The sequence below is a fragment of the Streptomyces sp. NRRL S-455 genome, assembly GCF_000717875.1.
Taxonomy (GTDB): domain Bacteria; phylum Actinomycetota; class Actinomycetes; order Streptomycetales; family Streptomycetaceae; genus Streptomyces.
Genome location: NZ_JOCT01000011.1, coordinates 282,008 through 298,292, shown reverse-complemented (window position 1 = coordinate 298,292; position 16,285 = coordinate 282,008). Strand labels below are relative to the sequence as shown.

Here is a 16,285-nt window from a genome sequence, read left to right as displayed (position 1 = left end):
GTCGGTGCGCCCGCTTAGAATTCACGCGTGGCAGGACGGATCAACGACGAGGACGTGAAGGCGGTACGGGACGCTGTCCCGATCGACGCCGTGGTGTCCGAGTACCTCCAGCTGCGCAACGCGGGCGGCGGGAACCTCAAGGGTCTCTGCCCGTTCCACGACGAGAAGTCGCCCTCCTTCCAGGTCAGCCCCAGCAAGGGACTGTTCCACTGCTTCGGCTGCCAGGAGGGCGGCGACACCATCACGTTCGTGATGAAGATCGACCACCTCTCCTTCTCGGAGGCGGTCGAGCGCCTGGCCGGGCAGGCGGGCATCACCCTGCGCTACGAGGAGGGCGGGTACAACCCCTCCCACCAGCGCGGCGAACGGATCCGCCTGGTCGAGGCCCACAAGATCGCCGCGGAGTGGTACGCGGAACAGCTCGCGACCTCCGCCGAGGCCGACACCGGCCGGGTCTTCCTCGCCGAGCGCGGCTTCGACCAGGCCGCCGCCCAGCACTTCTCCGTCGGCTACAGCCCCCAGGGCTGGGACCACCTCACCCGCTACCTGCGCGGCAAGGGCTTCACCGACAAGGAACTGCTCCTCTCCGGCCTCGCCCAGGAGGGCCGCCGCGGCCCCATCGACCGCTTCCGCGGCCGCCTGATGTGGCCCATCCGCGACATCGGCGGCGACGTCGTCGGCTTCGGCGCCCGCAAGCTGTACGAGGCGGACAACGGCCCCAAGTACCTCAACACGCCCGAGACGGCGATCTACAGGAAGTCCCAGGTCCTCTACGGCATCGACCTGGCGAAGAAGGACATCGCCAAGGCGTCCCGCGCGGTCGTCGTCGAGGGCTACACGGACGTCATGGCCTGCCACCTCGCCGGCGTCACGACAGCCATCGCCACCTGCGGCACCGCCTTCGGCGGCGAGCACATCAAGATCCTCCGCCGGCTGCTCATGGACAACGGCTCGGCCCGGGTCATCTTCACCTTCGACGGTGACGCGGCCGGCCAGAAGGCGGCCCTGCGCGCCTTCGAGGACGACCAGAAGTTCGCCGCCGAGACGTACATCGCCATCGCCCCGGACGGCATGGACCCCTGCGACCTGCGCCTCGCCAAGGGCGACGAGGCCGTCGCCGACCTGGTCGAACCCCGCACCCCGCTCTTCGAGTTCGCCCTGCGCCAGATCGTGAGCCGCTACGACCTCGACACCCCGGCGGGCCGCGCCGCCGCCCTGGACGAGGCGGCCCCGATCGTCGCCCGCATCAAGAACAGCGGCGCCCAGCACGAGGTCGCCGTCGAGCTCGCCGGCATGCTCGGCATCCTCGACACCCAGTTCGTGGTCAAGCGCGTGGCCCAACTGGCCCGCTGGGCCCGCGAACGCGGCGGCAAGGGCCCCGCCCCGGACCGGCACCAGCACGCGTCACAGCAGTACGCCGCCGCCCAGCCGTCCGCCGCCCCCCGCGGCCCGGCCCTCAACCTCCGCAACCCCGTCTACGCCACCGAACGCGAACTCCTCAAACTCGCCCTCCAGCGCCCCGAGCTGGTCTCCCCGGCCTTCGACGCGTACGGCGTCGACGAGTTCACCGCCCCGCCCTACGCCGCCGTACGCCAGGCCATCATGGACGCGGGCGGCGCCGAGCTGGGCGTCCAGGACCCCCAGGACTACCTGGTCAAGGTCCGCGAGGCCGCCCCGGACGACATGGTCCGCGCCATGGTGACGGAACTGGCCGTCGAGGCGATCCTGCTCCGCCGGGCGGTCGACGAGGCCTACGCGGGCGCCCAGTTGGTCACCGTCCGCCGCCGCGCCGTCGAACGCCGCATCCGCGACATCCAGAGCCAGCTCACCCGTCTCGGCACCCACGGCGACCCGGCCCAGCTGGCCGCCGTACAGAACGAGCTCTGGGTCCTCCAGCAGTACGACCAGAGCCTCCGCGTCCACGGCGCCGCCGCGCTCTGACGTCACCGCCCGGTCACGGACCGGGCGCAAAAAGTCATCGCACGCCCCTCGTGGGGACTGTGTGTCTTACCCCACACTGGGTTGCGGTGCCTGAGTCCTCGGAGCGCGGCCGATCCGTCACCGGCGGATCCCGGACCCCCGCGGTTCCGCTCATCGCGTACGGGACGGACAGCGGCGAGGCCGCCCACTCCGCTCCCGAAGTACCGCTGTCGCCCGCCCTGGCAGCGATCATCCTGGAGGTCGCCCCCGTGCAGACCCAGACCCTCACCCAGACCGACGTCAGTGCTGCGGTCGGCGCCGACGGCCCCGCACCGGACGCGGAGGCCGACGTCCTCTCCGCGGTTCCCGCGCAGAGCCGCCTGGCGCTCCACCCCGAGACCCGACCGGAGCCGGAGCCGGAGGAGCCGCCGGCCGAGGCCGTCACGGCGGACGAGGTCGCCGAGGTCGCCGAAACCGTCGTACCGCCGCCGGCCCGGACCGAGACCGGCGGCCCCTCCTCGGACCTGTTCCGCCAGTACCTGCGGGAGATCGGCCGGATCCCCCTGCTGACCGCCGCCGAGGAGGTCGAACTCGCCCGCCGCGTCGAGGCCGGCCTGTTCGCCGAGGAGAAACTGCGGCTCACCCCCGACCTGGACAGCCAGTTGGCGCTGGACCTCGACCGGCTCGTCGTCATGGGCAGGGTCGCCAAACGCCGGCTCATCGAGGCCAACCTGCGGCTCGTCGTCTCCGTCGCCAAGCGTTACGTGGGGCGCGGGCTGACCATGCTCGACCTCGTCCAGGAGGGCAACCTCGGACTCATCCGGGCCGTCGAGAAGTTCGACTACGCCCGCGGCTACAAGTTCTCCACCTACGCCACCTGGTGGATCCGCCAGGCCATGTCCCGCGCCCTGGCCGACCAGGCCCGCACCATCCGGGTGCCCGTGCACGTCGTGGAACTCATCAACCGGGTCATCCGCGTCCAGCGCCGCATGCTTCAGGAGCGGGGCTACGAGCCGACCCCCGAGGAAGTCGCCGGATACCTGGACCTGTCCCCGGAGCGGGTCAGCGAGGTCCTCCGCCTCGCCCAGGAGCCGGTGTCGCTGCACGCGCCGGTGGGGGAGGAGGACGAAGTCGCCCTCGGCGACCTCATAGAGGACGGCGACGCGACATCGCCGGTCGAGTCGGCCGCGTTCCTGTTGCTCAGGGAGCACCTGGAGGCGGTCCTGTCGACCCTCGGTGAGCGGGAGCGGAAGGTCGTCCAACTGAGGTACGGCCTGGCCGACGGCCGCCCGCGCACGCTGGAGGAGATAGGCAGGATCTTCGGCGTGACGAGGGAACGCATCCGTCAGATCGAGTCGAAGACCCTGAACAAACTCCGGGACCACACCTTCGCGGACCAGCTGCGGGGCTATCTGGACTGATGCCGTCCGCCGCCGCTGCGGGCAGTCGTGCCGCTTGGGGCGGCACGGGTGGGCGTGGGGGTCCCCCCCTGTTCGAGCGGAGCCGAGAACTTGGGGGAGGCACCCCGCGACGCCGGGTTGCGCCCCCACCCGAGCCCAGCCCCAACGCCGGGCGGCGAACTCAGTCGACCTCAGCCACGGCCTGCGCGAACTGCGCCTTGTACAGCCGCGCGTACGCCCCGCCCGCCGCCAGCAGCTCCCCGTGCGACCCCTGCTCCACGATCGCCCCGTTCTCCATCACCAGAATCGCGTCCGCGTCCCGGATCGTCGACAGCCGGTGCGCGATCACGAACGACGTCCGCCCGTGCGCGAGCTTCGCCATGGCCTTCTGGATCAGCACCTCGGTCCGCGTGTCGACCGAACTCGTCGCCTCGTCCAGCACCAGGATCACCGGGTCCGACAGAAACGCCCGAGCGATCGTGATCAGCTGCTTCTCGCCCGCGCTGACCCCCGTCCCCTCGTCGTCGATCACCGTGTCGTACCCGTCCGGCAGCGTACGGATGAACCGGTCGGCGTGCGCCGCCCGGGCCGCCTCCTCGATCTCCCCGCGGGTGACCTCCCGGGCCGCCCCGTACGCGATGTTCTCCGCGATGGTCCCGCCGAACAGCCAGGTGTCCTGCAGCACCATCCCGATCCCGGCGCGCAGTTCGTCCCGGGACATCCGCGCGATGTCGACCCCGTCGAGGGTGATCCGCCCGCCGGTGACGTCGTAGAACCGCATCAGCAGGTTCACCAGCGTCGTCTTGCCCGCACCCGTCGGGCCGACGATGGCGACCGTCTGCCCGGGCTCGACCTTCAGCGACAGGTCCTCGATCAGCGGCTTCTCCGGGTCGTACCGGAACGACACGTTCTCCAGCGCCACCTGCCCGCGCAGCTCCTCAGGCCGCACACCCGGCACCGGATCCGCACTCTGCTCCTCCGCGTCCAGCAGCTCGAAGACCCGCTCCGCCGACGCGACACCCGACTGCACCAGGTTCGCCATGGACGCGACCTGCGTCAGCGGCATGGAGAACTGCCGCGAGTACTGGATGAAGGCCTGGACATCGCCGATGGACAGCGCGCCCGACGCGACCCGCAGCCCGCCCACGACCGCCACCAGCACGTAGTTGATGTTGGAGATGAAGAACATCAGCGGCTGCATGATGCCGCTGTTGTACTGAGCCCTGAACCCGGCCTCGTACAGCGCCTCGTTCTCCTCGGCGAACTGCCGCGCCGACTCCTCCTGCCGCCCGAACACCTTCACCAGAGTGTGCCCGGTGTACATCTCCTCGATGTGCGCGTTCAGCTTGCCCGTCGTACGCCACTGCTGCACGAAGTGCGGCTGCGACCGCTTGCCCACGCGCGTGGCGACGACGAACGACAGCGGCACGGTCACCAGCGCGACCAGCGCCAGGATCCAGGAGACGTAGAACATCATCGCGAGGACGCCGATGATGGTCAGCACCGAGTTGATGAGCTGCCCCATCGACTGCTGCAGCGTCTGCCCGATGTTGTCGATGTCGTTCGTCGCCCGCGACAGCACCTCACCGCGCTGCCGCTTGTCGAAGTACGACAGCGGCAGCCGCGACAGCTTCGTCTGCACGTCCTCGCGCATCCGGAACATGGTGCGGTTCACGGCCCGGTTCACCAGCCGCGTCGCCACCGCCATCAGCAGCCCGGCCACGGTGAACACGCCCAGCGCGAGCAGCAGCACATGCCCGACCGCCGTGAAGTCGATGCCCTCGCCCGGGGTGAAGTCGGTGCTGCGCAGCATGTCGGCGACGTCCCCGTCCCCGCGCTGCCGCATCTGCTCGAGGACCTGCTCCTTGCTCGCCCCCTCGGGCATGTCCCGCCCGATGATCCCGGCGAAGACCAGGTCGGTCGCCTTGCCGAGGATCTTCGGCCCGACGACGTTGAGGCCGACGCTCAGCACCACGCACAGCAGCAGCACCCAGATGGTCAGCCGCTCCGGCCGGAACCGCGCGACGAGCCGTTTGCCCGATCCCTTGAAGTCCAGCGAGCGCTGGTCGGGGCCGCCCCCGGCCATCATCCGCCCCATGGGCCCCGCCATCAGGCAGCCTCCGCTTCCGTGAGCTGGGAGAGCACGATCTCCCGGTAGGTCTCGTTGTCCGCCATCAGCTCGTGGTGCCGTCCGGTGCCGACGACCCGCCCCTCGTCGAGGACGACGATCCGGTCGGCGTCCCGGATGGTCGCCACCCGCTGGGCGACGATCACCACGGTCGCCTCCGCGGTCTCCTCGGCCAGCGCCGCCCGCAGGGCGGCGTCCGTGGCGTAGTCGAGCGCGGAGAAGGAGTCGTCGAAGAGGTAGATCTCGGGCCGCTGCACCAGCGTCCGGGCGATCGCCAGCCGCTGCCGCTGCCCGCCGGAGACGTTGGTCCCGCCCTGCGCGATCGGCGCGTCCAGCCCGCCCTCCAGCCGCTCGACGAAGTCCTTGCCCTGCGCCACCTCCAGCGCGTGCCACAGTTCCTCGTCGGTGGCGTCCGGGTTGCCGTACCGCAGGTTGGTCGCCACCGTTCCGGCGAACAGATACGGCTTCTGCGGTACCAGCCCGACGGTCTTCGCGAGCAGCACGGGATCGATGTCCGCCACCTCGACACCGTCCACGAGCACCTGCCCCTCGGTCGCGTCGAACAGCCGCGGGACCAGCCCCAGCAGCGTGGACTTGCCGCTGCCGGTCGACCCGATGACGGCGGTCGTCTCACCCGGCCGGGCCACCAGGTCCACGGCCCGCAGCACCGGCTCCTCGGCACCCGGGTAGCGGAAGCCCGCCCCGCGGATCTCCAGATGCCCGTGCCGGCGCAGCTCCCGCACCGGTGCGGACGGCGGCACGACGCTCGACTCGGTGTCCAGCACCTCCTGGATCCGCTCCGCGCACACCTCGGCCCGCGGCACCATCATGAACATGAACGTGGCCATCATCACGGACATGACGATCTGCATCAGATAGGCGAGGAACGCGGTCAGGTCACCGATCTGCATCCCGCCGCTGTCGATGCGATGGGCCCCGAACCACACCACCGCGATCGACGACAGGTTCACCACCGTCATGACGATCGGGAACATCAGCGCGAGGAGATTGCCGGTGCCCAGCGCGAAGTCCGTGAGGTCGGTGTTGGCCTTGCGGAAGCGCTGCTCCTCGTACTCGCCCCGGACGAAGGCCCGGATGACCCGGTTGCCGGTGATCTGCTCGCGCAGCACCCGGTTCACCGTGTCCAGCCGCTCCTGCATGGCCCGGAACAGCGGCCGCAGCCGCCGCACGATCAGCGTCACGCAGACGCCCAGCACCGGCACGACCGCCACCAGCACCCCGGACAGCGGCACGTCCAGACCGAGCGCCAGCACGATGCCGCCCACGCACATGATCGGCGCCGACACCATCAGCGTGAACGTCATCAGCGCCAGCATCTGCACCTGCTGGACGTCGTTCGTCGTCCGGGTGATCAGCGACGGCGCACCGAAGTGACCCACCTCACGCGCCGAGAACGACTGCACCCGGTCGAACACGGCCGCCCGCACGTCCCGCCCGAGCGCCGACGCGGTCCGGGCGCCGTAGTACACGGCACCGATGTTGCACACGACCTGGACCAGCGAGATGCCGATCATCAGACCGCCGTAGCCCAGGATGTAGCCGGTGTCGCCGTTCACGACACCCTGGTCGATGATGTCCGCGTTCAGCGTGGGCAGATAGAGCGTGGCGCAGGTCTGCAGGAACTGCAGCAGCACCAGCAGGGTGATGGGTCTCTTGTAGGGCCTGAGACAGGTCCGCAGGAGTCGTATGAGCACGCTGCTTCTCTCGGAGTGGGCGACGGGGGCGGTTGGTTGCCCCTGGCCCCTATCGTCGAACACTCCACCCGCGTTACCTCAACCGAATTAACCCAACAGGCGGTCAAAACCCCCTGGGGCGCACTCGATCTCCACGGCCTGCCGCTACGGCTACAACGCCCCCGGATGGGTCTGCTCCCGCACCGCCACGAACTGCTGTCGCACCGCCTGCCCCACTGCCAGTTCCTCCCCGGGCTCCAGCACCTGCGCGACCGCGCCCTGCCAGGCCGGGGGTGTACGCGCGTCGAGCGTGCCCTGGGACGCCCCGAGCGCCCAGGCCGCCTGCCGGGCGGCGCCGATCGCCGCGTAGTCGGCCGGCTGCGGCACGACGACCTGCGTCCCGAACAGCGACGGAGCGGCGGCCTGCACGGCCGGCAGTTCGGCGGCCGGCCCGAGCAGGAACACCCGCCGCACCTCCACACCCCGGCCGCGCAGTACGTCCAGCGCGTCCGCGAGCCCGCAGAGCATGCCCTCGAACGCGGCCCGCGCCAGATGCTCCGGCTTCATCGACTCACGCCGCAGCCCCGCCAGCGTCCCGGCGGTGTGCGGCAGGTTCGGCGTCCGCTCACCCTCCAGATAGGGCAGCAGCACCAGCCCGTGCGAGCCCGGTGTCGACTTCATCGCCAGGTCGGAAAGGCTCTCCAGATCCGGCAGCCCCAGCAATTCGGCTGCCCCGCGCAGCGTCCGTACCGCGTTCAGCGTGGTGACGACGGGCAGGTGCATGCCGGTCGCGTCGGCGAGGGCGGTGATCATACCGCTCCCGTCGACCAGCGCCTCGGGATGCACGGCCATCACGGACCCGGACGCGCCCAGCGACACGACCGCGTCCCCGAGCCCGATGCCGAGCCCGAACGCCGCCGCCATGGTCTCGCCGGTCCCGACGGAGATCATGAGCCCCTCGGGCGTCGTACCGGCCGCGTCCGCCGGGCCGATCACCTCCGGCAGCATCACCTGGTGCCCGAGGGCCAGCTCGACGAGATCGGGCCGGTAGGCACCGGTCGCCGCCGACCAGTACCCCGTGCCGGACGCCCCGCCCCGGTCGGTGGTTCTTCTGACCGGCCGGCCCAGCAGCTGCCACACCAGCCAGTCGTGCGCCTGCAGGAGGATCGCCGTGCGCTGCGCGTTCTCGGGCTCGGTCCGGGCCATCCAGCGCAGCTTGGTCACCGGCTGCGCGGCCTGCGGCACACAGCCCACCGCCTGCGCCCACGCCTCGCGCCCGCCGAGCGCGTCGACGAGGTCGGCCGCCGCGACCTGCGTCCGCTTGTCGCCGCCGACCATCGCCGGACGCACGGTGTTGCCCTGCGCGTCCAGCGGCACGACGGCGTTCTGCTGAGCCGAGACACCGATCGCCTGCACGCCCTCCAGCAGCCCGCCGCCCGCGGCCTCGCCCAGGGACAGCAGCCAGGCCTGCGGGTCGACGTCGGACGGCCGTCCGACGCCCTCGGGGCTCTCCACCGGATGCGGCGCATATCCCTGCCTGAGCACGGCTCCGGAGTCCGTGTCACAGACGACGATACGAGTGAAATCGGGCGAACTGTCCAACCCGGCGACTATCCCCATGGCCAAAATTCTGCCGCACGCTCCGCCGAGGTCGGGCCGTGGGCGCCGCGGGGGTGGGTGCCGGCCCCTTTCAGGGACATGACCCCGCTCGGCATCGGGAGATCACGTATTGCTCGTGCCCCAGTCATCCTCGCCGCCGTTGTGGGTGGCCCGGTCACGGAGGTGGCGGACCCGCTCGGCCACCGAGTCGGGGACGCGGTCGCCGACCTTGTCGCTCACCACGTGGTACGCCTTGCCCGCGAACTCGCGGCCCTGGTGCGCCGCGGTCTCCGCGGTGTTGCGGACGGCCGGGTTCTGGGCGAACTGCTGGGCCGCCTTCTTCAACTGTTCGTAGCGCTCGCGTCCGGCCCTCGTGCCCAGCACGTAACCCAGGACGACTCCCGCGACGAACGTGAGCCGGTAACGCATGTCGGCCACCCTTCTCTTGCGTTGTTCTCCGGTGCGGCGTCGGCGCCGGGGAGTACCGATTGGCGGAGCACCCCCCTGCTTGCGCTAATGTATGTGTCGCAGCGAGCGCGCGCCCCCTGGCGAATACCCAGGTAGGTGCGTTCGATGCCACGAGACCTTCCTCGGTAGCTCAATTGGCAGAGCAGCCGGCTGTTAACCGGCAGGTTACTGGTTCGAGTCCAGTCCGGGGAGCTCGGTCCTCCGTAGCTCAATTGGCAGAGCAGCCGGCTGTTAACCGGCAGGTTACTGGTTCGAGTCCAGTCGGGGGAGCAGGTTGAACGAGGACCCCCACCGGGGTCCTTTTTCATGTCCGTTCCGATCTCCTGGGAACCGTGCGGCACTGAGGGCAGTCCTCATGGTCACGAAGGCCGTGCGAAGCCGACCAGCCGAAGCAGGAGATCGTATGAGCGGCTATGCTGCGGCAGACGGCGCGCACACATGTACGCGACACGCCGCTATGGGGCGGTAGCTCAGCCGGTTAGAGCAGCGGACTCATAATCCGTCGGCCGTGGGTTCGAGTCCCACCCGCCCCACTGTGCACGCCTGTGACCTGTGGAAACGTCTCATCGGGGGTGCGGATTCAGGACTTTGGTGCAACGAGGCGGAATCCGCTGCTCGTGACTTCAAGTCTGTGGTCGTAGGCGTTAGTTCGAATCGCTCTGACCTGCTCTGATGTGATGGCCTGGGCGTTGGGCACGCTTCGGTGGCCGACGTATTCGAGGGGCTGGACGCACGATTCTGGACGCTGGCTGGACGCGAGGAATCGCAAGTGCCGACTGGTGATCTTCGAGTCGGGCCTCTGTCCGGGGCGGTGCGTGGGTGCGGCGGTCCGCGAGAGGGGGCTGTGACCGAGGTGTGTGCCCGGATGACGGCCCGTACTGGCAACGGCCCAGCGTGCCCTTGCCTCATGCCGCGGCGTGCGCACCGCTGTCGCACTGTGACACGGCCAGGTAGGCGACGAGTCCCGTGATCGTGGCCTCCAGCCGAGCGTGACAGGCGCCAGCAGGGGTCGAGGTCGCCGCGGGGCTGGGGGAGGGGCATCCTGGTACGGCTGCCCGTAGAACGCCACGCGGCGCCATGCCCGGATGCCGGTTGAACACCAAGGTGGGAATGGACTGGCAAGGGCGGAGAAGGCCTGCGGTGCCAGATCATGCCTGACCTGGGGAAACGATGCGCCGGCCGTGAGTACGAGATCCGCCCGCCTCACCACTCCTTACGTGAGGAGAAACCCTTCGCTTCACTTCTGAAAGCTCGTGAAGCTGGGTTGCCTCAAGTGCTGTGACCTGTGGTGATGTAGTGACTAAGGATGCGGCAGCCGGGACGGAAGTGTGTCTTGTCGGGTATCAGATTCTCTGAGAAGATGAGGTCATGAAGACGATGACCGCTACCGAAGCATCACGGAACTTCGCCTCCGTGCTGGACAGCGCGGAACGCGGGGAAACCATCGTGATCACCCGCGGAGGCAAGCGTCTGGCCGTGCTCGCTCCCGCGCCCAAGGCCACGGGACGGGCGGTGAAGGACGCTCTCCTGCGTCATGTCGGCACGCTTGATGATGCCTTCGAGGACGACGTGACGGCCACCGGTGACCTGCTGACGCTGGACGATCCGTGGAGCGACTGATCCTGGACACCGGCGTGCTGATCGCGATCGAGCGCCGGAAGGTCTCCCTCGACCAGGCGCTGGCCGACGAAGACGATCCGGCGATCGCCGCCATCACGGTGGCGGAACTGCTCCAGGGCGTGGAACTGGCGGACGACACCAACCGGGTCGCCCGCCAGTCCTTCGTCGACACCGTCCTCGCCACCATCCCGGTCGAGGAGTACACCGTGGACGTGGCCCGCGCGCATGCGCGGCTGCTCGCGCATGTCCGCAGAGCCGGCCAGCCCCGAGGTGCCCACGACCTGATCATCGCGGCCACCGCGCTGACCACCGCGCGTACGGTGGTCACCCACGACAAGCGGGCGCGCTTCGACGGCCTTCCCGGTGTTCGGGTACGTCAGGTGTGACAGGCCTTGGACGATAGGCCGCTGGCAGGCGGCTGAGGGTTTCGACGCCGTTAGGGCAGCCTCATGGCCTTCGACGTGATGACGAGGCCGAGGACGGTCACGACGACTGCGAGCTGGATCGTGGCGGACGGGTTGTGGGAGATCGCCAAGCCGTTGATTCCTCCATCGCGGGTGCGTCCGCAGGGCGGCGGAACGCAGGACACGCCTGATGAGACGCTGTTTGCGACGCCGCCGGGTCATCGAGCGGACCATGCCCCTGGGCTGGGCAAGTGACGCCGAGGCGATGGTGACGTCGGCCATGCCCTGGGCGTCGAGGCTGAAGCCGCACATGGGGTCGGAGAGGTAGGCGTCGACGGCCGGTTCGTCCCGGCTGAGCCAGTCGAACGGCGTGCGGCTGGGCTGGAACGCCTGGTTGAGCGCGAGCAGCGGGTCTCCTCCCTCCGCGGCCGCCTGCGCCTGTGGCGCGAGCATGACGTCGACCGCGGTGGTACCGGCGAGGGCAAGGGCGTCGATCAGGTGGGCGTGGTCCAGGACGTACTGCTGTGCGGCGAAGGAACCGAGGCTGTGTCCGAGCAGCACCAGGGACAGGCCCGGGTGCTGCTCGCGGATGGTCTCTGACAGGGTGACCATGTCACTGACGAGTCGGTTCCAGCCGTTGTCTCCGAGATGACCGGGCTCGGCGTGCCTGCTCAGCCCGTGTCCGCGGTGATCGTCGGCGTAGACGGCATAGCCCTGAGTGGTCAGTGCTGCCGCGAGTGGGGCGTAACGGCCGGCGTGCTCTCCCATGCCGTGGGCGATCTGCACGACGGCTCGCGGTGGGGTGTCCGGCTTCCATTCGTGCACGTGGATCTGGACGCCGTCTTCGCTGTCGAAGGTGAACATCGGACTCCTTGTCTTGGTACGCGGGCAGCACCGAGCGTCCGGCCGAGTCGTAGGGGGTGGGTCGGCCCGAGCCGTTCGAGCTCACGGCGGTTGTGGCGCACGGCGGTTGTGGCCGCCCGGCCGGGTCAGGCGTGCTGCTCGCCGAGGTAGCCGGCGATGATCCGGGACTGGTCGGCCCGGAGTTCCTGAGCCGTGGCGTGCGCGGTGATCTCGCCGTGGGACAGGACGTAGCCGCGGTCAGCCATGTCGAGGGCGAGGCCGACGTGCTGTTTCGACGAGCAGCACCCCGCAGCCGGTGTCGTCGGCATAGCGCCTGACTATGGGCAGCAACTCCTCGACGATGAGGGGTGCCAGGCCGAGGCTCAGCTCGTCGAGCAGGAGCAGCTTGGGGCCGCGGGCCAGGGCCCGGCGCGCAGCCGGATGTCGTGGCGCGGCCGCTGGGGTCCGGTCCGTGGCCGCGCGGGTCAGTTCCCGCTGAACGGCAGGTGAATACGTTTCCTTGAACACCTGTGAAGCGGGACGAACGAGGAGGCAGGCCCGTGAAGGAAAGCCAGTTTGATACGTGTGTGATCGGGGCGGGACCGGCCGGGCTGGCGGTCGCCAGGGCACTGGCGGAGCGGAATCTGCCGTACACGCATCTTGAGCGGCACACCGGGCCCGGCGGTATCTGGGACATCGACAATCCCGGCAGCCCGATGTACGAATCGGCCCACTTCATTTCCAGCAGGACCCTGTCGGGATTCGGCGGCTTTCCGATGCCCGACCACTTCGCCGACTACCCGCCGCACCGGCAGATCCTGTCGTACCTGCGGTTCTTCGCCGACGCCTACGGGCTGACGGACCGGATCGAGTTCGGCGTCGAGGTCGAAAGCATCGAGAAGAACGCGGACGGCACCTGGACGGTCACCCGGGCCGACGGCCGCGAAAGCGTGCACGGGCAGGTCGTCGTGTGTACGGGCTCGCAGTGGCACCCCAACATCCCCGAACTTCCTGGGGAGTTCAGCGGTGAGGTCCGGCACACCGTCGGCTACCGCAGCGCCGAGGAGCTGCGCGGCAAGCGCGTCCTGGTCGTGGGCGCGGGGAACTCCGGCTGCGACATCGCCTGCGACGCCGCCCGGACCGCCGACCACGCGGTGATCAGCATGCGGCGCGGCTACTGGTTCATCCCCAAGCACCTCTTCGGCCGGCCGGTGGACACCATCGCCGGCAGCGGGCCGCACCTGCCGATGTGGCTGGCGCAGCGGATCTTCGGTGCCGTGCTGCGCGTCATCAACGGCGACCCGACGCGGCTGGGGCTGCCGAAGCCGGACCACAAGCTGTTCGAGACCCACCCGGCCATCAACTCGATGCTGATCTACCACCTCCAGCACGGCGACATCACCGCCAGGCCCGGGATCGCCCGTGCCGAGGGCAGAACCGTGCACTTCACCGACGGCACGAGCGACGACTTCGATCTCATCCTGCTGGCCACGGGCTACGTCCACAAAGTGCCGGTCGCGCAGCAGTACTTCGGCGACGAGCAGCACCCCGACCTGTACTTGTCGTCGTTCTCACGCGAGCACCTGGGCCTGTTCGGCATCGGCTTCGTGGAGACCAACTCCGGTGCGTACCGACTCTTCGACACCCAGGCGCAGCTGATCGCCGGGTATATCCACGACGCGCGGCACCGGCTGCGGAACGCTGAACGGTTCACCCAGATGATCCGCGCCGACCGCCCGGATCTGTCCGGCGGGCTGAAGTTCGTCGACTCGCCCCGCCACACCGGTTACGTCGACAGCGGGGCGCTCGTGAAGTACCTGGGCAAGGTCGCGCGCGACATGGGCTGGCGTACCGAGGGCCAGCCGCCGCCGGTGCGGTCCCTGCGCGCTGTCAAGGAAGGCAGCGCGGCATGAGCGGGTTCGACTACACCGACAAGGTCATGCTGGTGACCGGCGGCGCGGGCGGCATCGGCAGCGCGCTGTGCCGCCGTTTCGCCTCCGGCGGCGCCCGGTGCGTCGTCGTCGACATCGACGAGACCCGCGCCAAGACCGTCGCCGCGGATCTTCCCGGTGCCGGGCACACCGGCCTCGGCTGTGACCTGATGGACCGCGCCCAGGTGGAGCGGGTGTTCGAGCTGGTCGCCGAGGTCTACGGCCGCCTCGACGTGCTCGTCAACAACGTGGGCATGACCAGCGCGGAACGCTTCGAGGTCCGCAGCGTCGAGAGCATCGAACGGGAGATCGGCCTCAACCTGACCTCTCCGCTGGTCGCCACCCGGATCGCGATCCCCCTCTTGCTGGCATCCCGGGACGCCCGGGTGGTCACGACAGTCTCCCTCGGCGGGATCTTCCCGCTGGGCGAGACCCCGATCTACACGGCGTCCAAGTTCGGGCTGCGGGGCGCGATGCTCGCCATCGGGCTCGACCTCAGGAGCAAGGGCATTCTGGCCGGCTCGGTGCTGCCGTCGGCGACCGACACCCGGATGCTGCGCCAGGAAGCCGTGGATGGCGGGAACTCCATGCAGTTCCAGGACCCACCACAGCAGCCCGCCGACGTCGTCGCGGCCGTGGTGAGCCTGCTGGACAAGCCCCGCCTGGAGGCCTACCCCCGGCCCGGCGAGTCCCGTCTGGTGCGGTTCGCGATGCTCATGCCGAACCTGCTGCCCAGGGTGTTCCCGCTGTTCCGCAAGCGCGGTGACCGCGGTATGGCCCGCTATCTCGAAGATCTCCGCCGACGCGGACTGGCCCGCCGGACCGACGGGCGCTGGGAGCTGGTGGAGGAAGCATGACCACGAACGAGATGCTGCAGGTCGTCAACCCCGCCACCGGTGAGCCGATCACCTTCCTGTCCGCCGCGAGCGCCGACGACGTCTCCAAGGCCGCCGAGCAGGCCCGGCAGGTCCACGAGGCCGGGGTGTGGTCGCGGCTGCCGGTCCGGGAGCGCGGCGCGGTGCTGCTGCGGCTGGCCGACCTGATGGAACGCGACGCCGAGATCCTCGCCCGGCTGGAGAGCGAGGACGCGGGCAAGCCGATCACGGAGTGCCGTACGGGCGACGTACCGGGGGCGATCGAGTCGATCCGCTGGTTCGCCGAGGCTGCCGACAAGGTCTTCGGCCGCCTCGCGCCGAGCGGGCCCGACGCTCTCGGCCTCATGAGCCGCGAACCGGTCGGGGTCGTCGCGGCGATTCTGCCGTGGAACTACCCGCTCGCCATGACCTCATGGAAGGTCGGACCCGCCCTGGCCGCGGGCAACTGCCTGCTCGTCAAGCCCGCCGAGGCGACCCCGCGCTCCGCCCTGCACCTGGCCGAACTCGCGACCGAGGCCGGCCTGCCCGAAGGAGTGCTCACGGTGCTGCCCGGGTACGGCCGGACAGCCGGGGTGGCCCTGGCCCGCGACCCCCTTGTGGGGGCGCTCTCCTTCACCGGGTCCACCGCGACCGGCCGCAGCATACTCAAGGCCGCCGCCGACAGTAACTTCAAGCGCGTATCACTGGAGATGGGCGGCAAGAGCCCCCAGGTGCTCATGGCCGACGCGCTCTCCTACGGCGATGAGCTCATCGACAACATGATCGAAGCCGCGTTCCTGACCATGGGGCAGAACTGCACGGCCGGCTCCCGGGTACTGGTGCACCGCAATATCGCCGAGGAGGTCGTCGAGCGGTTCACGGCCGCGGCGAGAGAGCTGGTCATCGGTGATCCGGCCGACCCGCACACGCAGATGGGGCCGCTCATCGACCACGCTGCCTTTGATCGGGTCGCGGGAGCCGTTGAGGCCGCACGGGCCGGCGGAGCCCAGATCCACACCGGGGGACTGCCGCACGGGCTGCCTCCGCGCGGCGCCTACTACCCGCCCACGGTGATCACCCGCGCCCCCGACGACAGCGACGTTCTCACCAAGGAGCTCTTCGGTCCCGTCGTCACCGTCCAGACCTTCACCTCTGAGGACGAGGCGGTACGCAGGGCGAACGCCACCGAGTACGGACTCGCCGCCTCCCTGTGGACCCGCGACCTCGACACCGCGCTGCGGCTGGCACGCGGCATCGAGGCCGGCGTGGTATCGGTCAACGCCTACAGCGAAGGGGACATCACCACCCCCTTCGGCGGTTGGAAGCAGTCCGGGTTCGGTGGCGTGGAGAAGTCCACCAATGCCTTCGACCAGTGGACCCGGGAGAAGACGGTGTGGATCCACGCCCGCTGACGCGTCATTACG

At 69.7% G+C, this 16,285-nt stretch carries 12 protein-coding genes, 3 tRNA genes and 2 pseudogenes; 11 read left to right on the top strand and 6 right to left on the bottom strand.

The genetic code is table 11. The features are described from left to right. The first annotated feature begins 27 nt into the window (after positions 1-27). Positions 28-1,941 carry a DNA primase gene (gene dnaG, locus IE97_RS0116185; protein WP_030239408.1) on the top strand — a complete coding sequence of 638 codons (1,914 nt, stop codon included), beginning with the start codon at positions 28-30 and terminating at the stop codon, positions 1,939-1,941. A gap of 86 nt (positions 1,942-2,027) precedes the next feature. Beyond that, entirely contained in the window at positions 2,028-3,341 is a 1,314-nt protein-coding gene (locus tag IE97_RS0116180) for a sigma-70 family RNA polymerase sigma factor (RefSeq protein WP_030239403.1), read from the top strand. A gap of 160 nt (positions 3,342-3,501) precedes the next feature. On the opposite strand, the gene IE97_RS0116175 is transcribed toward IE97_RS0116180, so the two are convergent. The 4 genes from IE97_RS0116175 to IE97_RS0116160 all read right to left on the bottom strand — a co-directional run bounded on the left by IE97_RS0116175 (position 3,502) and on the right by IE97_RS0116160 (position 9,170). Beyond that, complete coding sequence (locus tag IE97_RS0116175; protein WP_030239399.1) at positions 3,502-5,430, bottom strand: ABC transporter ATP-binding protein; 1,929 nt, start codon at positions 5,428-5,430, stop codon at positions 3,502-3,504. After that, complete coding sequence (locus IE97_RS0116170; RefSeq protein ID WP_030239396.1) at positions 5,430-7,163, bottom strand: ABC transporter ATP-binding protein; 1,734 nt, start codon at positions 7,161-7,163, stop codon at positions 5,430-5,432. The genes IE97_RS0116175 and IE97_RS0116170 overlap by 1 nt, the downstream gene beginning before the upstream one ends. Before the next feature lie 150 nt (positions 7,164-7,313). Further along, a complete protein-coding gene (locus IE97_RS0116165; protein ID WP_030239392.1) occupies positions 7,314-8,762 on the bottom strand; it encodes a xylulokinase in 1,449 nt (482 codons plus the stop codon). Between the two features lie 102 nt (positions 8,763-8,864). Beyond that, on the bottom strand, positions 8,865-9,170 hold the full coding sequence (locus IE97_RS0116160) for a YtxH domain-containing protein (RefSeq protein ID WP_030239387.1): 306 nt from the start codon (positions 9,168-9,170) through the stop codon (positions 8,865-8,867). Between the two features lie 158 nt (positions 9,171-9,328). Between IE97_RS0116160 and IE97_RS0116155 the strand changes: the two genes are divergently transcribed. From IE97_RS0116155 to IE97_RS43010, 6 genes and pseudogenes are all read left to right on the top strand, one after another. Beyond that, positions 9,329-9,401, top strand: a tRNA-Asn gene (locus tag IE97_RS0116155). A gap of 5 nt (positions 9,402-9,406) precedes the next feature. Continuing rightward, a tRNA-Asn gene (locus IE97_RS0116150) sits at positions 9,407-9,479 on the top strand. A gap of 189 nt (positions 9,480-9,668) precedes the next feature. Further along, a tRNA-Ile gene (locus tag IE97_RS0116145) sits at positions 9,669-9,742 on the top strand. A gap of 835 nt (positions 9,743-10,577) precedes the next feature. After that, on the top strand, positions 10,578-10,829 hold the full coding sequence (locus IE97_RS0116140) for a type II toxin-antitoxin system Phd/YefM family antitoxin (RefSeq protein ID WP_030239383.1): 252 nt from the start codon (positions 10,578-10,580) through the stop codon (positions 10,827-10,829). Continuing rightward, positions 10,817-11,215 carry a PIN domain-containing protein gene (locus tag IE97_RS0116135; protein ID WP_030239380.1) on the top strand — a complete coding sequence of 133 codons (399 nt, stop codon included), beginning with the start codon at positions 10,817-10,819 and terminating at the stop codon, positions 11,213-11,215. The genes IE97_RS0116140 and IE97_RS0116135 overlap by 13 nt, the downstream gene beginning before the upstream one ends. Before the next feature lie 120 nt (positions 11,216-11,335). Then, positions 11,336-11,440: pseudogene (locus IE97_RS43010) on the top strand (IS5/IS1182 family transposase); the annotation flags it as partial. A 96-nt stretch (positions 11,441-11,536) separates the two neighbouring features. Here the strand turns inward: IE97_RS43010 and IE97_RS40325 are convergent. Further along, positions 11,537-12,001: pseudogene (locus IE97_RS40325) on the bottom strand (alpha/beta fold hydrolase); the annotation flags it as partial. Positions 12,002-12,222: 221 nt separating this feature from the next. After that, positions 12,223-12,405, bottom strand: coding sequence for a hypothetical protein (locus IE97_RS43785; protein WP_420706093.1), 183 nt, complete (start codon positions 12,403-12,405; stop codon positions 12,223-12,225). Between the two features lie 231 nt (positions 12,406-12,636). Between IE97_RS43785 and IE97_RS0116105 the strand changes: the two genes are divergently transcribed. The 3 genes from IE97_RS0116105 to IE97_RS0116095 are packed head-to-tail and all read left to right on the top strand — an operon-like array spanning position 12,637 to position 16,273. Next, positions 12,637-13,989 carry a flavin-containing monooxygenase gene (locus IE97_RS0116105; RefSeq protein WP_030239372.1) on the top strand — a complete coding sequence of 451 codons (1,353 nt, stop codon included), beginning with the start codon at positions 12,637-12,639 and terminating at the stop codon, positions 13,987-13,989. Then, positions 13,986-14,864: an SDR family NAD(P)-dependent oxidoreductase gene (locus IE97_RS0116100; RefSeq protein WP_030239367.1), complete on the top strand. Its 879-nt coding sequence runs from the start codon at positions 13,986-13,988 to the stop codon at positions 14,862-14,864. Before IE97_RS0116105 ends, IE97_RS0116100 begins: the two co-directional genes overlap by 4 nt. After that, complete coding sequence (locus IE97_RS0116095) at positions 14,861-16,273, top strand: aldehyde dehydrogenase family protein (protein WP_051705002.1); 1,413 nt, start codon at positions 14,861-14,863, stop codon at positions 16,271-16,273. The genes IE97_RS0116100 and IE97_RS0116095 overlap by 4 nt, the downstream gene beginning before the upstream one ends. Positions 16,274-16,285: the final 12 nt, after the last annotated feature.